Source organism: Terriglobia bacterium, assembly GCA_020073085.1.
Taxonomy (GTDB): Bacteria; Acidobacteriota; Terriglobia; order JAIQFV01; family JAIQFV01; genus JAIQFV01.
Genome location: JAIQFV010000013.1, coordinates 1 through 20,315, shown reverse-complemented (window position 1 = coordinate 20,315; position 20,315 = coordinate 1). Strand labels below are relative to the sequence as shown.

At 57.4% G+C, this 20,315-nt stretch carries 10 protein-coding genes; 8 read left to right on the top strand and 2 right to left on the bottom strand.

Going from position 1 to position 20,315, the window contains the following annotated elements; genetic code table 11:
• The first annotated feature begins 12 nt into the window (after positions 1–12).
• The 7 genes from LAO21_14125 (at position 13) to LAO21_14095 (ending at position 12,634) form a co-directional block, all read left to right on the top strand.
• Positions 13–1,107: an FHA domain-containing protein gene (locus LAO21_14125; protein ID MBZ5553856.1), complete on the top strand. Its 1,095-nt coding sequence runs from the start codon at positions 13–15 to the stop codon at positions 1,105–1,107.
• 253 nt (positions 1,108–1,360) lie between these two features.
• The gene (locus LAO21_14120) at positions 1,361–3,205 is read left to right on the top strand and encodes an FHA domain-containing protein (GenBank protein ID MBZ5553855.1); all 1,845 of its coding nucleotides are present in this window, start codon (positions 1,361–1,363) and stop codon (positions 3,203–3,205) included.
• Between the two features lie 60 nt (positions 3,206–3,265).
• Positions 3,266–5,077 (top strand): Flp pilus assembly complex ATPase component TadA, encoded by a 1,812-nt coding sequence (tadA, locus tag LAO21_14115; protein MBZ5553854.1) that lies wholly within the window; start codon positions 3,266–3,268, stop codon positions 5,075–5,077.
• On the top strand, positions 5,074–6,753 hold the full coding sequence (locus LAO21_14110) for a tetratricopeptide repeat protein (GenBank protein ID MBZ5553853.1): 1,680 nt from the start codon (positions 5,074–5,076) through the stop codon (positions 6,751–6,753). The genes tadA and LAO21_14110 overlap by 4 nt, the downstream gene beginning before the upstream one ends.
• Positions 6,754–6,854: 101 nt before the next feature.
• Positions 6,855–8,960, top strand: a complete 2,106-nt coding sequence (locus LAO21_14105; protein MBZ5553852.1) for a protein kinase — start codon at positions 6,855–6,857, stop codon at positions 8,958–8,960.
• 129 nt (positions 8,961–9,089) lie between these two features.
• Entirely contained in the window at positions 9,090–10,322 is a 1,233-nt protein-coding gene (locus LAO21_14100; protein ID MBZ5553851.1) for a hypothetical protein, read from the top strand.
• Positions 10,323–10,327: 5 nt separating this feature from the next.
• Positions 10,328–12,634, top strand: a complete 2,307-nt coding sequence (locus LAO21_14095) for a PEGA domain-containing protein (protein ID MBZ5553850.1) — start codon at positions 10,328–10,330, stop codon at positions 12,632–12,634.
• Between the two features lie 20 nt (positions 12,635–12,654).
• Here the strand turns inward: LAO21_14095 and LAO21_14090 are convergent, their stop codons facing one another.
• Positions 12,655–13,926, bottom strand: a complete 1,272-nt coding sequence (locus LAO21_14090) for an ABC transporter permease (GenBank protein MBZ5553849.1) — start codon at positions 13,924–13,926, stop codon at positions 12,655–12,657.
• 219 nt (positions 13,927–14,145) lie between these two features.
• Positions 14,146–15,114 (bottom strand): ATP-binding cassette domain-containing protein, encoded by a 969-nt coding sequence (locus LAO21_14085; protein ID MBZ5553848.1) that lies wholly within the window; start codon positions 15,112–15,114, stop codon positions 14,146–14,148.
• 948 nt (positions 15,115–16,062) lie between these two features.
• Between LAO21_14085 and LAO21_14080 the strand changes: the two genes are divergently transcribed.
• Entirely contained in the window at positions 16,063–19,815 is a 3,753-nt protein-coding gene (locus LAO21_14080; GenBank protein MBZ5553847.1) for a carboxypeptidase-like regulatory domain-containing protein, read from the top strand.
• Positions 19,816–20,315: the final 500 nt, after the last annotated feature.

The following is a 20,315-nucleotide window of genomic DNA, read 5'->3' as shown; positions in this document are numbered from 1 at the left end:
AGGTTTGATCAGATGCCCCTGGATTATGGTGAAACGCAGGCAGTTTCATCCCTGAGTGGAAACGCCATTCTCATCTGGATGAAGGAAGACGGCTCCGAAATGAGATTTCCCATCTTTGCCGCTGTCACCACGATCGGCCGGGATGCCACAAATATGATCCCGATCAATGATGGCACAGTCTCTCGATTCCATGCCAAACTCCACTTTCAAAATGGCCAGTACGTCCTGGTTGATTTGGGGAGTGCCAATAAGACTTTTGTGAACGGGCAGGAGGTTCGTGAGGTGCAGTTGCAATCCGGGAGCGAAATCCGGTTTGCACAACAGCGATTCATGTTTCAAGTGGTTCAGGCAGCCGCGGCTCCCCCGCAGTGGGCTCCGGCGCCATCCCCCATGGCACAAGCACCTCCTATGCCAATGCAGGCCCCGCCGATGGCGGGGCCGCCCCTGGGTGGACCGCCGATGGGCACTCCCTACCGCCCCCCCGCGGCGGTGGTGGTATCGCAGCCGACCCAAAAAAAGCCCAAGCCCATCATCATCCTGGGAGGAGTGTTTGTGGTTCTCCTGGTCCTGGTGGTCGTGGTCGCCAAGATGACTCAGGGTCCGAGCCAACCGCCTGGAGCCAAGCAGGAGACAGCCCCTAAGGCCACAGCGCCGGTGACGGCTGCCCCGCCGCCCTCTGCTTCCCCCTCCATTCCGGCTGAACCCCCGCCGGCCTCAAGCTCTCTCCCCACAACGGGAAGCGCCACTCCGTCCGATGTGACCACTCCCGGGGCCACAGGACCGCAAGCGGTGGGCCGGATGATGGATGACGCAGCGGCTCTGGAGTCCGCCGGAAAATTGAGGGACGCCAGACAACGCTATGAACAGGTCCTGGCGATGGACCCGATCAATTCGCGGGCACGAGCACATTTGGAAGACTTGAAACAACGGATTAATGATGCCATCAACCTTCATTTCAAAAATGCCAAGCAGGCTTATGATTATCTGCGTTTCGACGAAGCGGTCGATGAATGGAATCTGGTCCTGGCACTGGCCGATCCCACTGATTCTCGATACGTGGAGAGCCAGCGAGGCATCCAGCAGGCACAGGCCCGCCTGAAGCGCTAATCCTGAATTCCGAAGTAGAGAACCCCGCGGCATTCTATATCCTGGATCACGGGTCGAGGTTTGACGGCTGAAGCGGGGGTTCAACTTCGGAATCCGGCTAAGGGCCGTTGTGATAGAATAATATGCCCTGTGTGCATCCCCGGATGCCCAAGTGGTCGGGTCTGCGAGCGGGATCCACCGTTACCTCTCTCGCAGGATTCCGGAACCCTACCGGATCGCCTGACCTTCCTTTGAGCAAAGAGGAGTTTCTTTAATGCCATTTCTGACGATCAACCGCGGCGGTGTCCTCGAACAGCGTGTCACGCTGGACAAAGACGTGATCCGGATTGGCCGCCTGGACGACAACGACGTCGCTTTGAAAGATGGCTCCATCTCCCGTCACCATGCCCGGATTGAACGCCAGGGGGACCGTTTCGTGATTAAGGATCTGGGAAGCCAGAATGGAATCTGGTCGGCGGGAACACGGGTTTCTGAGCTGGAGTTGGTTCCGGGGACCGCGTTTGTGATGGGTATTTTCTCCGGCCTGGTCGAAGCCCCCTCTGTCGAAATCGCTCCTCCCTCCGCCTACACCTGGGCGAAGCTTTTCGTACTCGACGGCCCGGTGGCCCAGCCGGAGTTCTCTTTAAATCGACCCGAATTGCGATTTGGCCGCTCCGCCGGGCTGGAGGTTCCCATTAACGACGATCTGGTCTCCAAGAATCACGCCAAGATCGTCTACCAGAACAACCAGCACACGATCGTGGACACGGCAAGCCGAAACGGCGTCTTCGTCAACGGCCTCCGGGTCGAATCCCAGGTCCTTAAACATCGTGATGAAATTCAAATTGGCCCGGCGCGATTTGCCTACAGCGAAACCGGCGAGTACATTCCCCCACAACCGGTCATGGTGTCGGCGGCCCCGCAGGCGGGGATGGGCCCACCACCCTCGTCTGGTTACCCCCAGGCTCCAGCCATGGGCGCCGCAACCAGACAAAAAAGCCTGTTCAGCCGGGTTCCCAGGATCGTCTGGTTTGGAGGCCTACTGGCTGTTGTCATCGTGATTATCCTGATGGCAGTTCTCTCGGGACCGCCAAAAACAGAGGGGCCGAGTTCTAAGGAAATCAGCACTGAGAACCAACAGACCATCCAGAAGCTTCTGCTCGAGGGAAAGCAGTTTTTCGCCGGCGGGGATTATCAGAGCGCCCTCGATAAGGCCAATGCTGTGCTGACGCCGGACCTGGACCCCAGGAATCGAGAGGCCCTGGAATTGCAGTCCAAAGCCCAGGACAAGTTGCGGGAGCTGGCCGCGGCGCGTGAGAAGGCCCAACAGGAAGCCGCTGAGCGCGCCAGCAAGATCCAGACGCTGCTCACCGATTCCGCCGCCGCGTCCAAGCGGGGGGATTTTGCAGCCGCCAAGTCCCTTCTCGAAGACGCCCGAACCCTCGATCCGGAAAACCCGAACGTCAAGAAGGCGCTGGTCGATACCCTGGTCGCCTCCGCGCAAGCAGATTCGAAGAAACGCGATTATAAGAGCGCGTTCGAGGCCTATGATGCGGCCCTGCAGTTGGATCCGATGAACGCCGATGCCAAAAAAGGACGGGAGAGCCTTGCCAACTTTGAGCAGGCCGCGAAATCCCGTGAAACGCGCACCCGGGCTCTCTTCGAACAAGCGAAGAGCGCGGCCGCGAGCGGTGCGCTGGCAAAAGCCTACCAGGACATCAATTCTGTTCTCTCCTTGAATCCGAGCTACCCTCAGGCCGCCAACCTTCGGGGCCAGATCCAGTCGCAGCTCGAGGCAAAAGTGAAGCCTCTCTACGACGAGGGAGTCCGCCTGTTCAATGCCGGGCAATTGGTGGAGGCCGCCAGCAAGCTCAGTCAAGCCCTCGCCATTTATCCGGACCATCAACCCACCCAGCAGTTCTTATTGCAGGCGCGAAGCAAGTTGCGTGCCGAGGCTCAAGAAGCATTCCGGCGCGGATACATCAACGAAGGACTGGGCCGTTACAAGGAGGCCATGGATCTATACCAGCGGACTTTGAATCTGCTGCCTGACCCGAATGAGGAGTACCATAAAAAGGCGGCCGACAAGATTTCCCAGCTCAAAGACAAAGTGAAGTAACCACGCCGCCCGGGACGGCCCGCCCTCCGGTCTCAACCCCGGTCTTGCAGGACATCGACTGTGACAAACGAAGAATTGGAAAATAAGCTTGCCGAGCTGCTGGTCAGCTATGGGCGGATCTCCGAGCCGGTGGCCCTTCGGGCGCGGGAATTCCAGAAGACGCGCCCCATCACCTTCGGACGCGCCCTCGTCGAAATGAAGCTTCTTGCTGCCGACCTCCTTAAACCGTTGCTTGAGGAAATCACCGGGACCACCTGTGTCGATCCCTCCCTGATGACCGTCTATCCGGACTACGTGGAAATGGTCAGCCAGCTCCTCCCACCGGACGTGGTCACCCGGCTGCTCGTCTTCCCCATCCAATCGGAAATGAATGTGATCCATGTCTGCATGCTCAATCCCACGGACACGGAAGTGATCCAATGGCTGGAAGGGCTTTCGGGATGCCTGATCAAGCCGCTTGTGTGCCACGAAATGGGCATCGTGGCCGCTCTTGAACAGCATTACAAGAAGTACCTGACGGGCCCGCCCACTTACCTGAACAATCCGGAACAGGCCAAGGCCGCCGCCCAGGCCGCCTTTGACCGGGACTTTCAGGCGCCCTTTGAGAAATTCCTGGAACCCGCCATTGCTTATGCCAACCGGAACCGCGACAAGATGAGGAAGGATCCCGCCGGACTCCAGGCCGCGATCCGCGATCCCTCCATCGTCAAGCTGGTCAACCAGATCTTGAATCGCCTGGTGCTCGCCAATGCCAGCGATCTCCATTTTGAACCCACCGAGGACAAGTTCCGGATCCGCACGCGGATCGATGGAGTCATTAAGACCAAGTGGGTGATGCCCGAGAATCTGAAGCTTCCGGTCGTGGCGCGCCTCAAGGCCATGGCAGGAATCCCGATTGAATCCGCCTCCATCCCGGTCGATGCCCGGATCGGATATGACATGATCTGGGGAAAGCAGGTGGACTTCCGGTTCTCGGACTTGCCCTCGTTGTTGGGAGAAAAGATCGTGCTACGCGTTCTGGACCGTTCCAAAGGGCGCAAGCTGCTTTCGGACCTGGGGTTTGATCCGAGCACCCTCAGCGTTGTGACCCGTGTCTCGGAAATGCCTAACGGCCTGATCCTGGTCACGGGCCCGACCGGCAGCGGGAAAAGCTCCACGCTGTATGCGCTGCTCGACAAGCTGAACGATGATGCCGACTGCATCCTGACCGCTGAAGATCCCGTGGAGTCCCGGATCCCCGGCGTGGTGCAGGTCCAATGTGAAGAAGAGAAGGGACTGACCTTCGCCGCCAGCCTGCGAAGTTTTCTGCGCCAGGACCCGGACATTATCATGGTGGGCGAAATTCGCGACGCCGAAACGGCCGACATTGCCATGAAGGCGGCCCTGACCGGGCATCTCGTTCTTTCGACCCTCCATACCAACGACGCGCCGTCCACCGTCCTGCGCCTCCTGAACATGGGCCTCGAGCCTTTTTTAATCGCTTCCTCGCTTCGGCTTGTGCTGGCCCAGCGCCTGTTGAGAAGACTGTGCTCCAAGTGCAAGAAAGTTGCCGACCCGAAAGGGGTGAACCTGAAGGAAATCTCGGCTCAGTATCCGGGCGTATTGGATGGAGCCCAGGTTTTTGATCCCGCAGGATGTGCGGAATGCGACCAGACCGGCTATCGCGGCCGCACCGGCATCTTCGAGGCACTCGAAATCATCGAACCGATCGAAGAACTCATTATCGCCCAGAAGCCGGCGCACGAGATCCGGGCGACGGCCCGCAAGTTCGGGATGAAAACCCTCCGCGAAAACGGGCTGCAAAAGGTGGCCTCCGGCGTGACCAGCCTCGAAGAAGTCCTTCAGAATACCGTCGCCGATTTTCAACGATGAGCCGCAAACAGGCTGTTCCCTATTCTCTTGGCCTCCTGGTGCTGTCCTTCACTGTCCTATTGGCGTGGGCAGGCACCGGCCTGCTGCTGCTCGGGAGCGGACCGGAACCCCAGAAAAAGGGGAGGACACCTCCACACGTGGCCGCCCCGGTCTATTTGCCATTCACGGGGACGGAGTTCCATTTCCGCTTTTGGTATCCCGCGCAGGGATGGGAGGTCTCCGCCGCGTCGGCAAATGTCCTGGCCCAGATCACCAATCGGGCGGGCAGCAGCTTTGTGGTCCTCCATACCGCGCTCGACTTCCCCCTCACCCTCGATGAAATGGGACACGATTTCATCGACGTGGAGAACGATGTCCTGAAGAAGGACTTCCCTTCCGCACAGGTCCACTCGGCAGACTTCATCACTTTTCACAAATCCAAGGCGGTCGAGATCCGGTATGACTACACCTCGGAAGTCGGACCACAAGCCGCCCGGGAAGTCATCATCATCCATGGGAAAGATCTATTTCGTTTGCGCACCACGGCGTTGAAGTCATCTTCCGCTGCTGTTGAGCCGCTGCTTTCGTGGATGATGGAGAATTTTTATTTCTACGACACCCTCGCTTCAGCCCCCGCCGCGCCCACTCCCATGCCTGCGGCTGCGGCGGCCGCCCCTCCGGTAGCGGCCGGGGCAGTACACCCACGACCCACTCCTTCGACTCCACGTCCCACCGCTCCTGTGGTTCCACCCCCTCCGACAACCTCTGTTCCACCCCCGGGGGAAAGTACGGGATCGCTCTATCAACAGGCACGGGCGGAATATTTGAAATTCTCATTTGCGAGCGCGGGAAGGGCGGTGCAACTCTTCCAGAGGGCCCTCAGTGCCGACCGTACCTTTGCCCCGTTTTTCGCGGGTCAAGCCGAAGCACTGGGCTGGCGCGTCGTGCTGGCGCGAGCCCACTCTTTTCTGACAGAGACCGGGGAGGCACAGGCGGCAATGGACCTGGCTGAACAGGCAGCCAAACTGAGCCGTGACCTCGTCCCTGTTCAGCGCGCGCTGGCCCTGGCATATTACCTCAACGGCAGGACGAAGGATTCGGACAGGGCCTTGAAGAGAGCGGACCAGATCAATCCGGCCGACGCCGAGACCCATTTGATCATCGCCATCACGCATCTCGACGAGCCGGAACAGCTTTTGACCGACTCCCAGGCGGCTCTGGGGTTGAATCCGACCCTCATCGGAGCCCTGTATTTGCAAGGGCTGGCGCTGGTGAAACTCCAAAGACAGGCGGAAGCCCTGGAAAGTTTCGGCAAGGTTGTCAGTCTGAGCCCGGAGTTCACCGAAGCTTATTTTGAGCGGGGAGAAATCCTCGCTCAGATCGGCCAGGAGAACGAGGCCATCGCGAGCTTTCAGAAAGCGATCGCCCTGAATCCCAAAATGGTTTCAGCACGATTTAAACTTGCAATTCTGCAACAACAAACCAAACACATCGACGAAGCCATCCAGCAATACCAGGCCATCATTCAGGCCAGTCCTGCCTTGCCCCAACCCTACTACAATCTCGGCGCCCTTTACGCGGATGAGAAGAAAGACAATGCCCAGGCGACGGCCTATTTCCGTAAATTTCTCGAACTGACCAAAGACGAAGCCAAGGCCGAGCAAGTGCAGATGTGGCTGCAGCTTCACCCCCGGTAAGTCCCCATACGAACGGACACCGGAATGTGGTACGATAAGGCACGCTCGGGTAGAGGCTTAATCCCCGCACGTGAAATTTTGAACGCGCACGCTCATTGGCCATGACCTCCAACACGACTCTCCCAGATGATCCGCGCCTCGGGAAGCTCAAGCACGCCCTGGGGAGCAAATACGACATCACACAGAAGATCGGGACCGGGGGAATGGCGGATGTGTACCTGGGCGTGCATCGTGTCTTGCGCAGCCGCGTGGCGGTCAAGGTGTTACTGGAATCGTTCGCGCGCGACCATGAAATGGTGGCCCGTTTCAAGCGGGAGGCCGAGGCCTCCGCAAAGCTGTCACATCCGAATATCATTCCGGTGTATGACTTCGGCGAGGCCGAAGATCTGACTTATTTTGTGATGCGGTACGTTTCCGGCGAGGACCTGCGCTCCCGCCTCTCCCGGGAGAAACCTCTCAGCCTGGCGGACTCGGTTGAAATTGTGTTTCAGATTGGCCGCGCCCTCGATTATTCGCATCGCCTGGGCATCATCCACCGCGACATCAAGCCCTCCAACATCATGATCGATGAATTCGGGACGGTCATCGTCATGGATTTCGGCATCGCCCGGATGCTTGAAAATACCACCAAACTGACCGTAGCCGGAGTCACGATGGGGACGCCGGCCTACATGAGCCCCGAACAGGTGCGCGGGGAAAATGCAGATGCCCGCAGCGATCTTTACTCGCTCGGGATTATCCTGTACGAACTCCTCACCGGAGAGTTGCCGTTTACCGGAGAAAACGCATACACCATCGGATTCAAGCATGTCTATGAACAACACCGCGCGGTGACCGATTTGCGCCCCGACGTTCCTGCTCCCCTGTCTCAGACCGTCGACCGCCTTTTGAGAAAGAACCCCACGGAGCGATTTCAAACAGCCGCAGAATTGCTGCAGACTTTAAATCAGTTGCGCGCCGGCCTCTTCGGAGGAGCAACCACCTCCGTACACCGGGCGGCCGTGGGAACTCCCGTGACCGTGCCCCGGACGTCGGGCCCCCGGGTGAAGGATGAATGGCAGACGATTTCATCGCACCTGGCTCCCCTGGATGCCGTTCTGCGGGTGCAGATCGTTCCCGAGGAAAGACTGGCGAACCTGGAGCCCCGGGAGTCGAAACTCCTTCCTCTTATCGATGGACGCACTTCGATTCTTCGTGTCATTGAGAACTCCGGACTGGACCGTTGTGAGACCGGTCGGCTCATTCTTGGGCTCATCGAAAAAGGAATCCTTTATCGCGAAAATCCCACGCCGCCTGAGACGGTGATCGCCTCCATGGCCGCTGCCGAGACACGCGTCGAGTCGGTCCCGGAGCTCTCCAGGGCGCAGGAGTTGGGCTTGACCATCGCTTCTCCTGTTTCTGAAGAGGCCTCCGTGGTCGAAGCCCCTCTGAAACGGATCCCCGCGGAAGTAGAGGAAGCACACCGCCTTCCAACCCATAAAGGGAAGGCGCGATCAAAAGCAGGGTGGCTGATCGTGCTGGTTCCCCTCGGAATCCTGGTCGCGGTGGGTTACTCGATGCTTCCCCGCTTTTTTAGAACAACGCCACCCTCCGTGGAAGCCCCGCCTCCGGACAAGGCAGCCACGCGGCCGGAGGGGCTGCGAAAACCTGGCGCACCGGAACCTCCGGAAGCACCGAAGGGGTCGGGCGAACAGGTTTCCTCGACGCCCTCCGGACCTGCCCCGTCCGCAGCGACGTTGACCTTCAAATTCGCGGGTGGGGCGTACGAGTTTGATTTGTACGACGGGCGCACTCGCCTCACCCACATCACACCGGCCCAGCATGGCTTCAGGCTAGCCGAAGGGACACACTCGCTCCGCCTGGTCAATCGCACCCTCTTCTTGAACCAGGCGCTGGAAAAGAGTAACTTCAGTGCGAATCAGAACCTTGAGATCGCCGTGCCTGAACTCGCGAGTGCAACGGTCGAGGTGTCGAACAACGCTTACCAGAATTGCTCCATTGCCATCGATGATGTCGTCTTGTCACCCCCGTACCCCGCCCAGATTCCAAAGATCGCGGCGGGAAATCATCGGATTGTGTTCAGCTGGTCGAGCGGGACGTATGAAGGGGTCAAGATCACCAAGTCGATTGCTGTGAAGGCTCGCTCCATCTTGTTGATTCGAGGAAACCCACAGGCCGAAGAAGTTCAGGTGCAATCCCTGAATTGACCTCGGGTTCTTCATCCATCGAGGCAAACCCTGATTCCTGACAACCCAATCGAAGAGATCCTTCCAACTCACGTAATCGCTGAACGGCAGCGACGGCGGTGTAGTGGTTCGAAACCCGGCAAATCAGGCTTGCGGAGGGCTTGGGGGTCATCGCTTCTTCTTGCGCTTTTGCTCGAAGGAGGGGTCCTGGTTCCTTATCATGAATTCGCGGAGGCGCCCCGGGGCGATGCGGCAAAGATATTCGAGGAAGCTCGCGCCGCGGAAGAAGCGCGGCACTTCAATCGGGCAATGGACGGTTATCGAGAGCTCGTCAAGCGATGGCCCAACAATCCAAAGGCGCCGGAGGCCCAGCTCCACCTCGCTCACCTCATCGCCTGTACGGGAAGACCGGAGCAGGCCCTCTTGGAGTATCAGCAGGTCCGAACCCTTTTCGGCTCGAGTCCTGAAGCCGCCGTGGCGCTTCAGCAGATGAGCACTTATTACCGGTGGGAACGCACTCGAATCGGCGCACTCCCCTCCGCAGCGCCGGATCCTGCCCCCTTTCTTGCAAAATCTCTGGCGACCGGCTTGCCTGAGGTGTTTGAAGATCCCCGGTCCGCCCTTGTGAATTCTTCCGGGCAGTTGGTGGTTTTCGACAAACACCGCAAGCGGGTTTACCGTTTCAGCCTGAATGGGGACCTCATCGAGAGTATTCCGTTCAATGCTCCGCAGGCGATGGCGCGGGCGGGGATCGGAGTGACGGGGGAAACGTTCGTTGCCGATGGGGAACTGATCCGCGAACTGGGAAAACCTCAATCATTCAACCTTCCCAATCCCCAAAGGAAATCGGAAGGCAGCCTGAAGAACATCACGGCCCTCGGACTCTCGGCGTCCGGTGAGCTATGGGCCACGGCATCCGATCTCCCGGGCGTTCTCCGATACTCGCTCGAACGCAAGACGGGAGAGACCACGGCGACCTCCCTGGTTGCCAAGAATGTGCGTGCCATCGAATTTGATTTTTATGGAAACGTGTATCTTCTGGACTCGAAGCAGAGCCGGATCCTCGTCATCAGTCCCACCGGCGAGACGCGCGGCCTCGTCGCGCCGGACTCCGGCGGTCTCCGGGTGTCCACCATTACTGACTTCTACATCGATCCCTTCAACCAGCTGTTCCTGCTGGACGGGGAAGACCGGGCCATTACGGTTTTTGCAATTCGTGCGGGCGCGGACCAGAAGATTGAGCTGGTGCCCCTCACCCGGATTGCCTGGGGCGATCTGAACCCGGGCCCCGAATTCAGATCCGTTCGCACCTTTGCCGTCTCCGCAACGGGCGAGATGTTCCTCGTGGCGCACAAGAGCGCGCGGATTCTCAAAATCTTTTGAACCCTATGCACCGACCGATTCATTGGACATCGATATTCCTGGCGATGGCACTGCTCCTCCTTCCGGCGTCGATTGAGGCCCAGCAAGCCCCCGTCGCCGCGCTGACCCGACCGGATGTCGCTTCGCTCCAAAAAACTCTGGATCAGGCCAAGTCAGAGTTTGATTCCAACTTCAAAAGCGCCATGGATCAGGTGGCGGCCTTGATCAAGCAGCTGGATGAGGCGATCGCCGCCCAGCAATCCCTGTCGGCGGAAGAGCGGAAGGTGTACGAAGAGGCGCTGCTCCTGGAGGCACGTGGAAATTTGCGCGTTTTGAAAAACGAGGCTGCCGCCGATGATTTTCGAAAATTGCTGCAGCTCAACCCCAATTTTGCCGCGGAGACACTGACGCCGCTGGAGAACCAGACTCTGGAGGACATCCAGCAAAATGAAATGGGGGCCATTGAGGTACAAGGGCAACCGCAGGGAGCGCGAATTTCGATCAATCAACAGGAGGTGGGCGTCCTCCAACCGATCGCCCAGCGGTGGAGGATCTTCCCCGGACATTATAACGTTTTGATCGAGAAGCCGGATTTTGCGCCCGAACGCCGTGAGTTTGACCTCGCCGCCAAACAGACCCTCTCCTGGACCGACGTCCAGCTCCTGCGGCTGAGTCTCCCCCTGGTCCTGTTCTTTGACCAGCCCTCCGTAGAAATCTGGGGCGGCGACAAACGACTCGACACTTCGCGCCCCCTTCGCGAGGTTATGCGAGCCCTGGCGCCACCCCTCGCGCAATTTGCACAGCAACAGGTCACAACCTCCGCGTGGGACCCTGCCCGCACCTCGGCCGTCGTCCTTCCCAATTTCGATGTCAGCACATCACGCGAAATCGGCTTCAAGAAGGAATGTTTCCTCCCCGAGACCCGCCGATTCGAAATTCCGCTCGACTCGCTGCGAAAGCTGAACGAACAGACCCCGCTGTGGATCGACCGCACCCTTTCATTCATCAGTCTCCAAACCAATCAGGGAACCCTGACGGTGACGTCCATCCCCTCGCCGGCCTCGGTTCTCCTGGGGGGAACTAGCTTGGGACCGACCCCTTTGAAACAGATGGTGTGCGCCGGTAAACGCGTGCTCGTGGTCCGAACGGCGGATGAAGGCTATGAAGCTCCTGTTGAAATTGTCCGGGACGGGACGCTTTCCATTGAGGCGCGGCTGAAACCGACCCTCGCCGTTGTGGTCGTTGACCGCGCGCCGGCAGGCGATGTGGCGGCCACCCATCTCGCGGAAATAGGTGATCGCCTCAAGGCATCTCTGGATCGCTTCTTTGTAATCCCCGTGAAGTTGCCGGAGAGGGACCGGGAACTCCAGCGTCTCAATCTGACGGTGGAAACGCTGCAAGATGCCTTTCATGCGCTGGATCCTTTGGGTCAGGTCCAGCAGCCGATACCCGGAGCCCTGCAACAGATGGCGCGGAACTTTGGAGCCTCATTGCTGCTGCTTGGGTTCCCGGAGGCGGGGGATCAAACCACCTGGGTGTTACTCTCCATCGAATCGAACCGCCTGAATGTCGTGCGGTTGCGAAGTTCCTCAAGCGACGAGGTGGTGGCCGCACTCAAGCAGCTGAACGAGCCGCCCCATGCCGAAGATGCTGTGTTCCAGCCGGACATCGGGCTGAGAACCATCGATACCAACCTTCCGACCGCTCCCCTGGTGGTGGTCCGGGTGTGGCCGGCATCGCCTGCAGAGCAAGCGGGAATTCGGATAGGAGATATGATTCGGTCTGTGAATGGGTCGAAGATGGAAACGAAACAACTTCAGTTGGCGATTGCACAAGCTCCTCTGGGAACCCGATTCTCCATGGAAATTCGAACCGTGGATGGAAGTCAGAGGACCGCTGCCCTGGCCACGACGAAGGAGCCTGTGTTGTGGTCGATATCGCCGGCTGGGAATAATGTCTTTTCAGAGCAATTCATCGCGCGCCTCCGGGACGCCCTGGATGACAAGAAGCCCTCGGCGCTCGACAACCTGATCCGCCTCAATCTCGCCGCGGCGCTGATGAGGGGCGACCATTACGCCGAAGCCCTGAACGTTCTCTCCCGGATCGTCGCCGGGGGATTCCCCAGCCACTCCACTGGCCGCATCACCGAGGCGACCGTCCTGTATTTGACGGGCCAGTGCGAAGAGACGCTGGGATTGAAGGAAAAATCCAAGACCACCTATGAAAAGGCGGCACAGACCAACTGCGAACAGTGCATCGTGGATTCAACGGACGTAGAACCCGCCTCCGCAGCCGCCCGCCGGCGACTGAGCGTGTTGGGAAGCACCAAGTGATTGCGGAGTCCGGATTCGTTCTAACTATACCTCAACCATCGAACCAACTCCGGCAGTGTTGGCCGTTTGCCATACATCAAAATCCCCACGCGATAGATCTTGGCTGACAACCAGATGAAAAATACAATGCTGACCAGCATGATGGCAATGGAGGCGAGGATTTGCAGGACCGGGGGCATCTGCACGGTGATCCGCATGAACATGAGAATCGGCGTAAAGAAGGGAACAAGCGAGAGACTCACCGCCGCGGAGCTGTCCGGAGAGCGCATCACCAGGCCCATCATCAAAATGGGAATGACCACCAGCACGGTGATGGGCATCTGGACTTGTTGTGCTTCCTGGTCGTTGTTCACCATGGCGCCGATGGCGGCATAAAGCGCGGCAAAAAGGACGAATCCGAGAATAAAGTACATCACGAAAAATGCCAGCACGGAGAGGGGTATTTTGGGGATATAGCTGACCGCGTTGGGGGCCAGTGTCGAAATGAAGGCCAGGCCATAAACTGAAACGAGCGCCGCGGAGGCTGCCCAGATGAGGTACTGAGTCATCGCCACCAGGCTCACGCCAATGATCTTTCCGGCCATCAGCTCCGAGGGACTCACCGCGGAGAGCATGACTTCCACCACGCGGGAAGTCTTCTCTTCAATGACACTCCGCATCACCGTGATCCCGTATACCAGGATGGTGGTGTACAGAATCATGACCAGCACATAGGTGACCATGAACGACTGCCCACGGTCCTCGCGATCCCCGGCCTCACTCACCTTCAAGAGGGTGATCTTCGCACGGCGTGTGAGACTCTCAATTTTTTCGGGATCCACCCCCTGATCGCGCAGGCGGATTCCCGTGATCACATTGCTGAGAGTCGATGTGTAAACGGACCGCTCCCCCAGATCGCTGACGTTGCGCGCATGAAATTCCGCTTTTCCGTCTTCAAGAACATCGCGGCTGAACAGGAGGTAGCCATCCAGTTTCTTGGCAAGGACTTCCTTCGACAACCTGGCCTGGATGTCTGCAATGGGTTGATCGATGGGAACGTTCTCAAAGACGTAGGCCGGCCGTCCATCGGCCAGTTTGTCTTGAAACGATTTGGTGAAGAGCTGGGTGACACGTCCGGACTCGTCCACCAACGCCAGGGTCTTTTGATCCGAAGACCGCATGGTGGCAAACTTGAAGGAAGCGAAAATGATTCCAACGAAAATCAGCGGCGTGAGGATGGTCCCCACCAGAAACAACCGGGTGCGGACGCGGGTGATGTACTCTCGCTTGACGATGTAGAAGATTTTCTTCATGAGTTTCCTTTTGTGAGAAGGTGTCAGGTGTCGGGGAACGGAAGTCAGACGTCAGAAGCCAGAGACCAGAAGCCGGAAGTCAGACCCGGAAGAGGTGGAACTTAAAACTTTGACCCTTGAACTTGGAGCCTTGAATTGTCATCGGACTTTGAATCTCTGGCCTCCGGCTTCTTGCTTCTGGCTTCCTCTCTCTGACACCCGACACCCGGCACCTGAAACCTACCGGACCGTCGTCGCAAGCATCCCCCGACGTTTGCTCTGGTCCTCGGCATTCAATTCTTCGACGCTCTGGCCCACTACTTCCTTAAAGATCTCGTTCAACGAAGGTTCAGCCACCTCGAACCGCGTGATGGTGGTCTTCTCCACCATGGACCGCAGCAGCTCCTGGGGACTGGCGCCCGGCTTGAGTTTCAGCTCGGCATACTTTCCGTAGTTATTTGATCCCTGCACAAACCGCTCGTCGTGCATGAAGCTGTCGTCGCCATCGTACGCCACAATGACTGTGTTCTTGCCGTATCCGCGCTTGATTTCCCGGAGACTTCCGTCGAGCACCTTCTTTGACTTGTTTATGAGACAGATATCATCGCACAGCTTCTCGACTTGCTCCATCCGGTGGGTCGAGAAGATGATGGTGCGTCCGCGTTTCTTCAACTCCAGCATGACGTCTTTCAGCAAGTCGGCATTGACCGGATCAAGGCCGGCAAAGGGTTCATCCAGGATAATCAGTTCCGGATCGTTCATGATGGTGGCGATGAATTGGATCTTCTGCTGCATCCCTTTGGAGAGTTCGTTGACCTTCTTTTCCTTCCACGACAACAGGTCCATCCGCCCCAACCACAAATCCATCTGGGCGCGGGCGTTGGCGCTCGTCATTCCTTTGATTTCACCAAAAAACAGCAGGGTCTCCCCCACCTTCATTTTCGGGTAGAGGCCCCGCTCCTCGGGAAGATATCCGATATGTTCCTTGAGGCCTTCCGACATGGGCCGACCGAGAATCGTAACGCGCCCGCTGTCCGGGATGGTGATATTCATGATCATCCGCAGCGTGGTGGTCTTGCCGGCGCCATTAGGACCCAGCAAGCCGTACATGGTCCCTTCGGGAACATGCAGCGACAACGAATCCACGGCAGTAAAATTGTCAAACCGCTTTGAAACATTTTCCACGGCCAATGTGTGATTGGAACTCATCCGAAGGCTCCCCACCCACTCGATTCGTTATCCGGATTTGCGGTCCTTGACGAAGAACCGCGAGATTTTAGTATCTCTACGGCAGGTTGTCGAGGGAAGTTTCAAGAAACAGTTGCCAGTGGTCAGTTGTCAGAGGAAATGAACGGAAGCCAGAAGCCAGAGGCCGGAATTCTCCCGGAGGGGCGCACAGATGTGCGCCCCCGGATGAACTCGGAGGCCGGACGTCGGAAGTCCGAAGTTAGAGTTCAGAAGTCGGAAGTCAGACATCAGAAGTCGGACGAAAGGTGAGAACCCTATTTAATGTTCAATTTGGGGTTTTTGACTTTGAACCTTGAACTGTTTTTTAGACTTTGGACCTTGGACTTGGGACTTTGGACTCGGAACTCTTGACCCACCCGAACATTCAAGATTCTCGTTGCAGCAAGCATGCAACAGGCAGACTCCGTTCGCGGGATCATGGAGGACAATCTATGGAAAAACAGATGACCATACTATGAAAAACAGTAAAAGTGGATTTTTCTTCCGTAGAGAGACGTTGAATCAACCCCCAAGGGTCATCCCATTATGTTCTTTGTATTCAGTGTGATAACTACATATTCTGACAATGATATAGCCGAGTCCCGTCTTTGGACAGTTGATTGCACTTTGAATATACGCCTGAGGAGGCGTCCATCTTAACCGATGGTGGGTTCGCCGAGTTTTCAGTAACAATGCAACGGTAGTACGGGCAGGAGAGAGTCAGGCTACGGGATTCGGTTCTCCGTAGGCTCAATTTTCCCATCGAGAGTTTCCCGAAAGCTTAACAGTCCGCTGATTTATCATCGTGAATCCGACTCCCCAACGTGATATGAAAAACGATCGTTCACTTTCTTGTGTCCGGACGTCAATGTCGCGCGTCGAGAGTCTTTCTATACACCAAGTAACTTACTAATTCATTAGGAGGGATCAATGAGAAATGCAAGGGTTTTACTTGCAGTGTTCTTAATTCTGCTGTTTTTACCCGTTGTCATGAGTGGTCAGCAGAGTGCAGTGACCGGGTTGGTCACTGACAGTAGTGGCGCTATGATGCCAGGAGTTGAGGTCAAGCTCACCGACACCAAGACCGGCATTGTACAGACCACCAAGACGAACGAACGCGGTGAATATCTATTTGTGCAACAGAAGCCGGGATTGGGTTACACCATGACATTCACCCTGGAAGGGTTCCAGACTCTTGTCATGAATGACGTCTCCCTGGGCGTAGGCGTGACCGAAACCCGGAATGCGACGTTGCAGGTGGGATCAATTTCGAGCACCATCGAAGTTAAAGCAGAGGTTGGAGCAACCCTGAACACCACCGACGCCAGTCTGGGGAACGTCATTGACACTCGTCGAATGGTCGATCTTCCCATTCAAATCAGGAGCTCGCCCGCTGCTCTGATGAGTTTGCAGCCCGGCGTGGTCGGTAACAACGTAGGGACGGGTTCGAGCAACCGAGTAGGTTCCGTGACCGGTTCCCGCGCCGACCAGGGCAATATCACGGTCGACGGAATCGATGCCAATGACCAGGCGACCGGCCAGGCATTCGCCACGACGGGAAATGCACCCATCGACTCCATTCAGGAGTTTCGTACCACTTCGACAAACCCGGGCGCGAACCTGGGACGCAGCAGTGGTGGTCAGATCGAGTTGGTCACCAAGAGCGGCACCAACAATTTTCATGGTTCGCTTCGCGAATTCAATCGCACCTCGCTCACGGCCGCGAATAGCTTCTTTAACAATAAGTCCGGGGTTGCCCGACCTGCCCTGACCCGCAATCAGTTTGGTGGAAGCATCGGCGGCCCTATCATCAAAGATAAGCTGTTCTTCTTCTTCGATTACGAAGGACGCCGTGACGCCCAGGGCGTCGCCTACGCAAGAACCGTTCCGCTGGATTTTGTTCGCAGCGGCGGGATGGCTTACGTCAACAACACGGCAGGGTGTCTGAGTACCAGCCGCCTCGACCGGAACCCCGGTTGTATTACCATCCTCTCTCCGGCTCAGGTTGCGGCTCTCGACCCCAAGGCCGGCAGTCCTGGCGCCGACGCGGCATTGCTGAGTTTCGTGAATAGCCGCTATCCGCGCGCCAACGACCTGTCGGGAGGCGACGGGATCAACACCGGATTGTTCCGATTTAATGCCCCCAGCAAGCGGGGGGACAACACCTACACGACCCGCGTCGACTGGGTCCCCACTTCCAATCAAAAGGTCTTCGGTCGATTTACGGTTGCCCGGCGCATTCAAACCGACACAGTGAACAGTGTGGCGGCACAATTCCCAGGTGATCCGGAGACAGCCCAGATCCAGGTTCAAGACTACACCTACGCCATCGGTCATACCTGGACATTGAACCCGAGCATGGTCAATCAAGCCACCTTTGGGGTCAGTCGCTCGGGTCTGGTCTTTCCGACGTTATTCAAGCCTTCCTTCCCGAATCTGTTCACATTCGGCGGTGGGCTGACAGCTCCATTCGCGGATATCAGCGACCAGGATCGCTTTGTTCCCGTGCCTACGATCAAAGACGATTTTTCATGGCTCCATGGTACTCACAACCTGCAGTTCGGCGGATCCTTTAAACCCATCCGCTCGAGGTCAGGCCTGGTCAACGATTTCAATTTCCCCACGGTTGGCCTGGGTGGGTTGACGAACGCACTGGATGAAACCCTCCGACCTACCAACATTCTGAACGATGCCAATGGAGTTGCCCCGGGCAACTGGGACAGTATGTTTGCTTTCATCCTGGGACGGTACGCACAGATCCAAACGAACTTCAACTATTCCGTCTCCGGACAAGCTTTTGCCCCGGGCACCGGAAAGAAGCGCGACTTCCGGTACAACGAGTACGAGTTTTATTTCCAGGATACCTGGAAGATGCGCAGTGATCTGTCCCTGGTGTACGGTGTCCGCTGGGCCTATTACGGCGCGCCTTACGAGGCCAATGGATTCCAGGCCACCCAGGATGTGGATTATCGCAGCATCTTCAACATACGCCAGTTGAATGCGTTGACCGGAACGGACGGAGCGGCCGCAGAACCGTTCTTGCGGTACGATCTCGCCGGCAAGGCCAACAACACCCGGGGATACTATGAACCGGATCTGAATAACTTCGGGCCTCGCCTGAGCTTTGCTTACAATCCCTCTTTCAAGGATGGGTTGCTCGGGAAGCTCTTCGGGGACCGCAAGACGGTTCTCCGCGGGGGCGGCACCGTGGTTTATGATCGTGTCGCAGGCGCCCTCACGTTCATTCAGGACCAAGTGTCCTATCTGTTCGACAACACCGCCACCACCAATTTTGGAGGCGGCTCTCCCGCCAGCGCTCTGGCCAATGACCCGCGCTTCACGAGCATCAGCAGTCTGCCGATCGCGAATGTGGCACCGGTCATCACCCGGCCCTTTACACCCTTTGTCGATAGCTCAGGTTTCCCGTTTGGGAACCAGGTGGGTGCATTTAACTACGCCTTCGATCAGAATTTCCGGACCCCGTACTCCATCCAGTACAGCTTTGGGATGGAGCGCGAATTGCCCGGCAACTTCCTGGTCGATGTCTCTTATGTCGGCCGGCAATCCCGCAAGCTGTTCACTCAAGCCGATGCAGCCCAGGCTTTGGATTTCAAAGACCCTGGCTCCGGACAGTTTTTGAGTCAGGCGTTCAATGCGCTTCAGGCTCAGATTCAGGCCGGGGTGTCGTCCGCCAACACGACCGCACAGCCGTGGTTTGAGAATCAGATCAGCGCGGCGGTGGGCGGTTCCTGCGTCTCTCAGTTTGGGATCTCCTGCACACGCGTGATTCGAGCGCTTGGCCTTTCGACTCTCGTCCGGCGGGGCGACGTGTCCGATGTGCTGCAGGCTTTGTACGGCAGCGGATTCCTTAACCCCAACGTCGGCATGAGCAGTCAGTTCTCGGATAACATTTACCTCACCAACTTAGGCTCCTCGAGCTACAATGGCATGCTGGTCAGTCTTCGAAAGCGTTATTCGAACAACCTGCAGTTCGATTTGAATTACACCCTGTCTCACGCCATTGACAACAATTCCAGTGTGGCGAACACGATCACCGGCGGTCTGATCTGCGACCTTCGGAACCTCCGCGTTTGCCGTGCCAATTCCGACTTCGATATCAGACACCTCATCAATGCCAACTGGATCTATGACCTGCCAATTGGCAAAGGACAGCGTCTGGGTGGTGGAATGCCTGGATGGCTCAACGCCATCGTCGGCGGCTGGGAAGTCGGTGGAATTTACACCTGGCGAAGTGGTCTGCCCATGAGCACTACGACGGGCTCGTTCCCTGTAGGCTTCAGTTTCAACAGCCCGGCGGTCTCGAATATCAGTATTGCGACAGGTGCTCCCAACGTTCACAACGCGGGATCTACCATCCAGTTCTTCGCCGATCCCACGGCGACCCTGGCAGGCCTGGCGTTTCCGAACGCTCTTCAGATCGGGAACAGAAACACGCTCCGGAGTACCGGGTTCTGGAATGTGGATCTGTCCGTTTTGAAGAAATGGAAGATGCCGTGGTCAGAGAAACACACGCTCCAATTCCGTTGGGAGTCTTACAACCTGTTTAACCACAACGTCTTTGCTAATCCCAACCTTAACATCACGTCGAGCTCTTTCGGGGCGATCACGGCTTCCGCCAGCGCTCCGCGTGAAATGCAGTTCGCGTTGCGTTACGACTTCTAGTTCGCAGCTCGAAATCTGATTCTAATCGGGTCCTGATTCGCCACGGCGAGTCAGGACCCGCTTTTTTTGTGGGGGACAGAGCGCTGTGAACCTGAACCCAAACCTGCAGGTAGCCGCGCTAGCCCTGGGCGAGGCGATGGGTCAGATTAGGCCCGTAGGGCTTTGAATGTAGAAGCCCCGTCTGAGCCCCGAGCTTTTTCTTTTTGCGGGGCGAGGGCGGGGTCAGAATGAGAACATGAATCGAATTAGGTCCGGAGGACCGCCAGAATGTAGCCCCACCTGAAGCCCCGCGCTCTTTTTTTTGCGGGGCGAGGGCGGGGTCAGAATGAGAACATGAATCGAATTAGGTCCGGAGGACCGCCAGAGTGTAGATAGGATGAGAAGGCCAATCTCCGCGGAGTACCGGTACAATGGTCTCCAAGGAAAAAAATCAACCCGGGCTTAAAAGCCCAGAGAGAGGAGATTGGCCATGACGGATTATAACAAAGCGGGACGGGTGA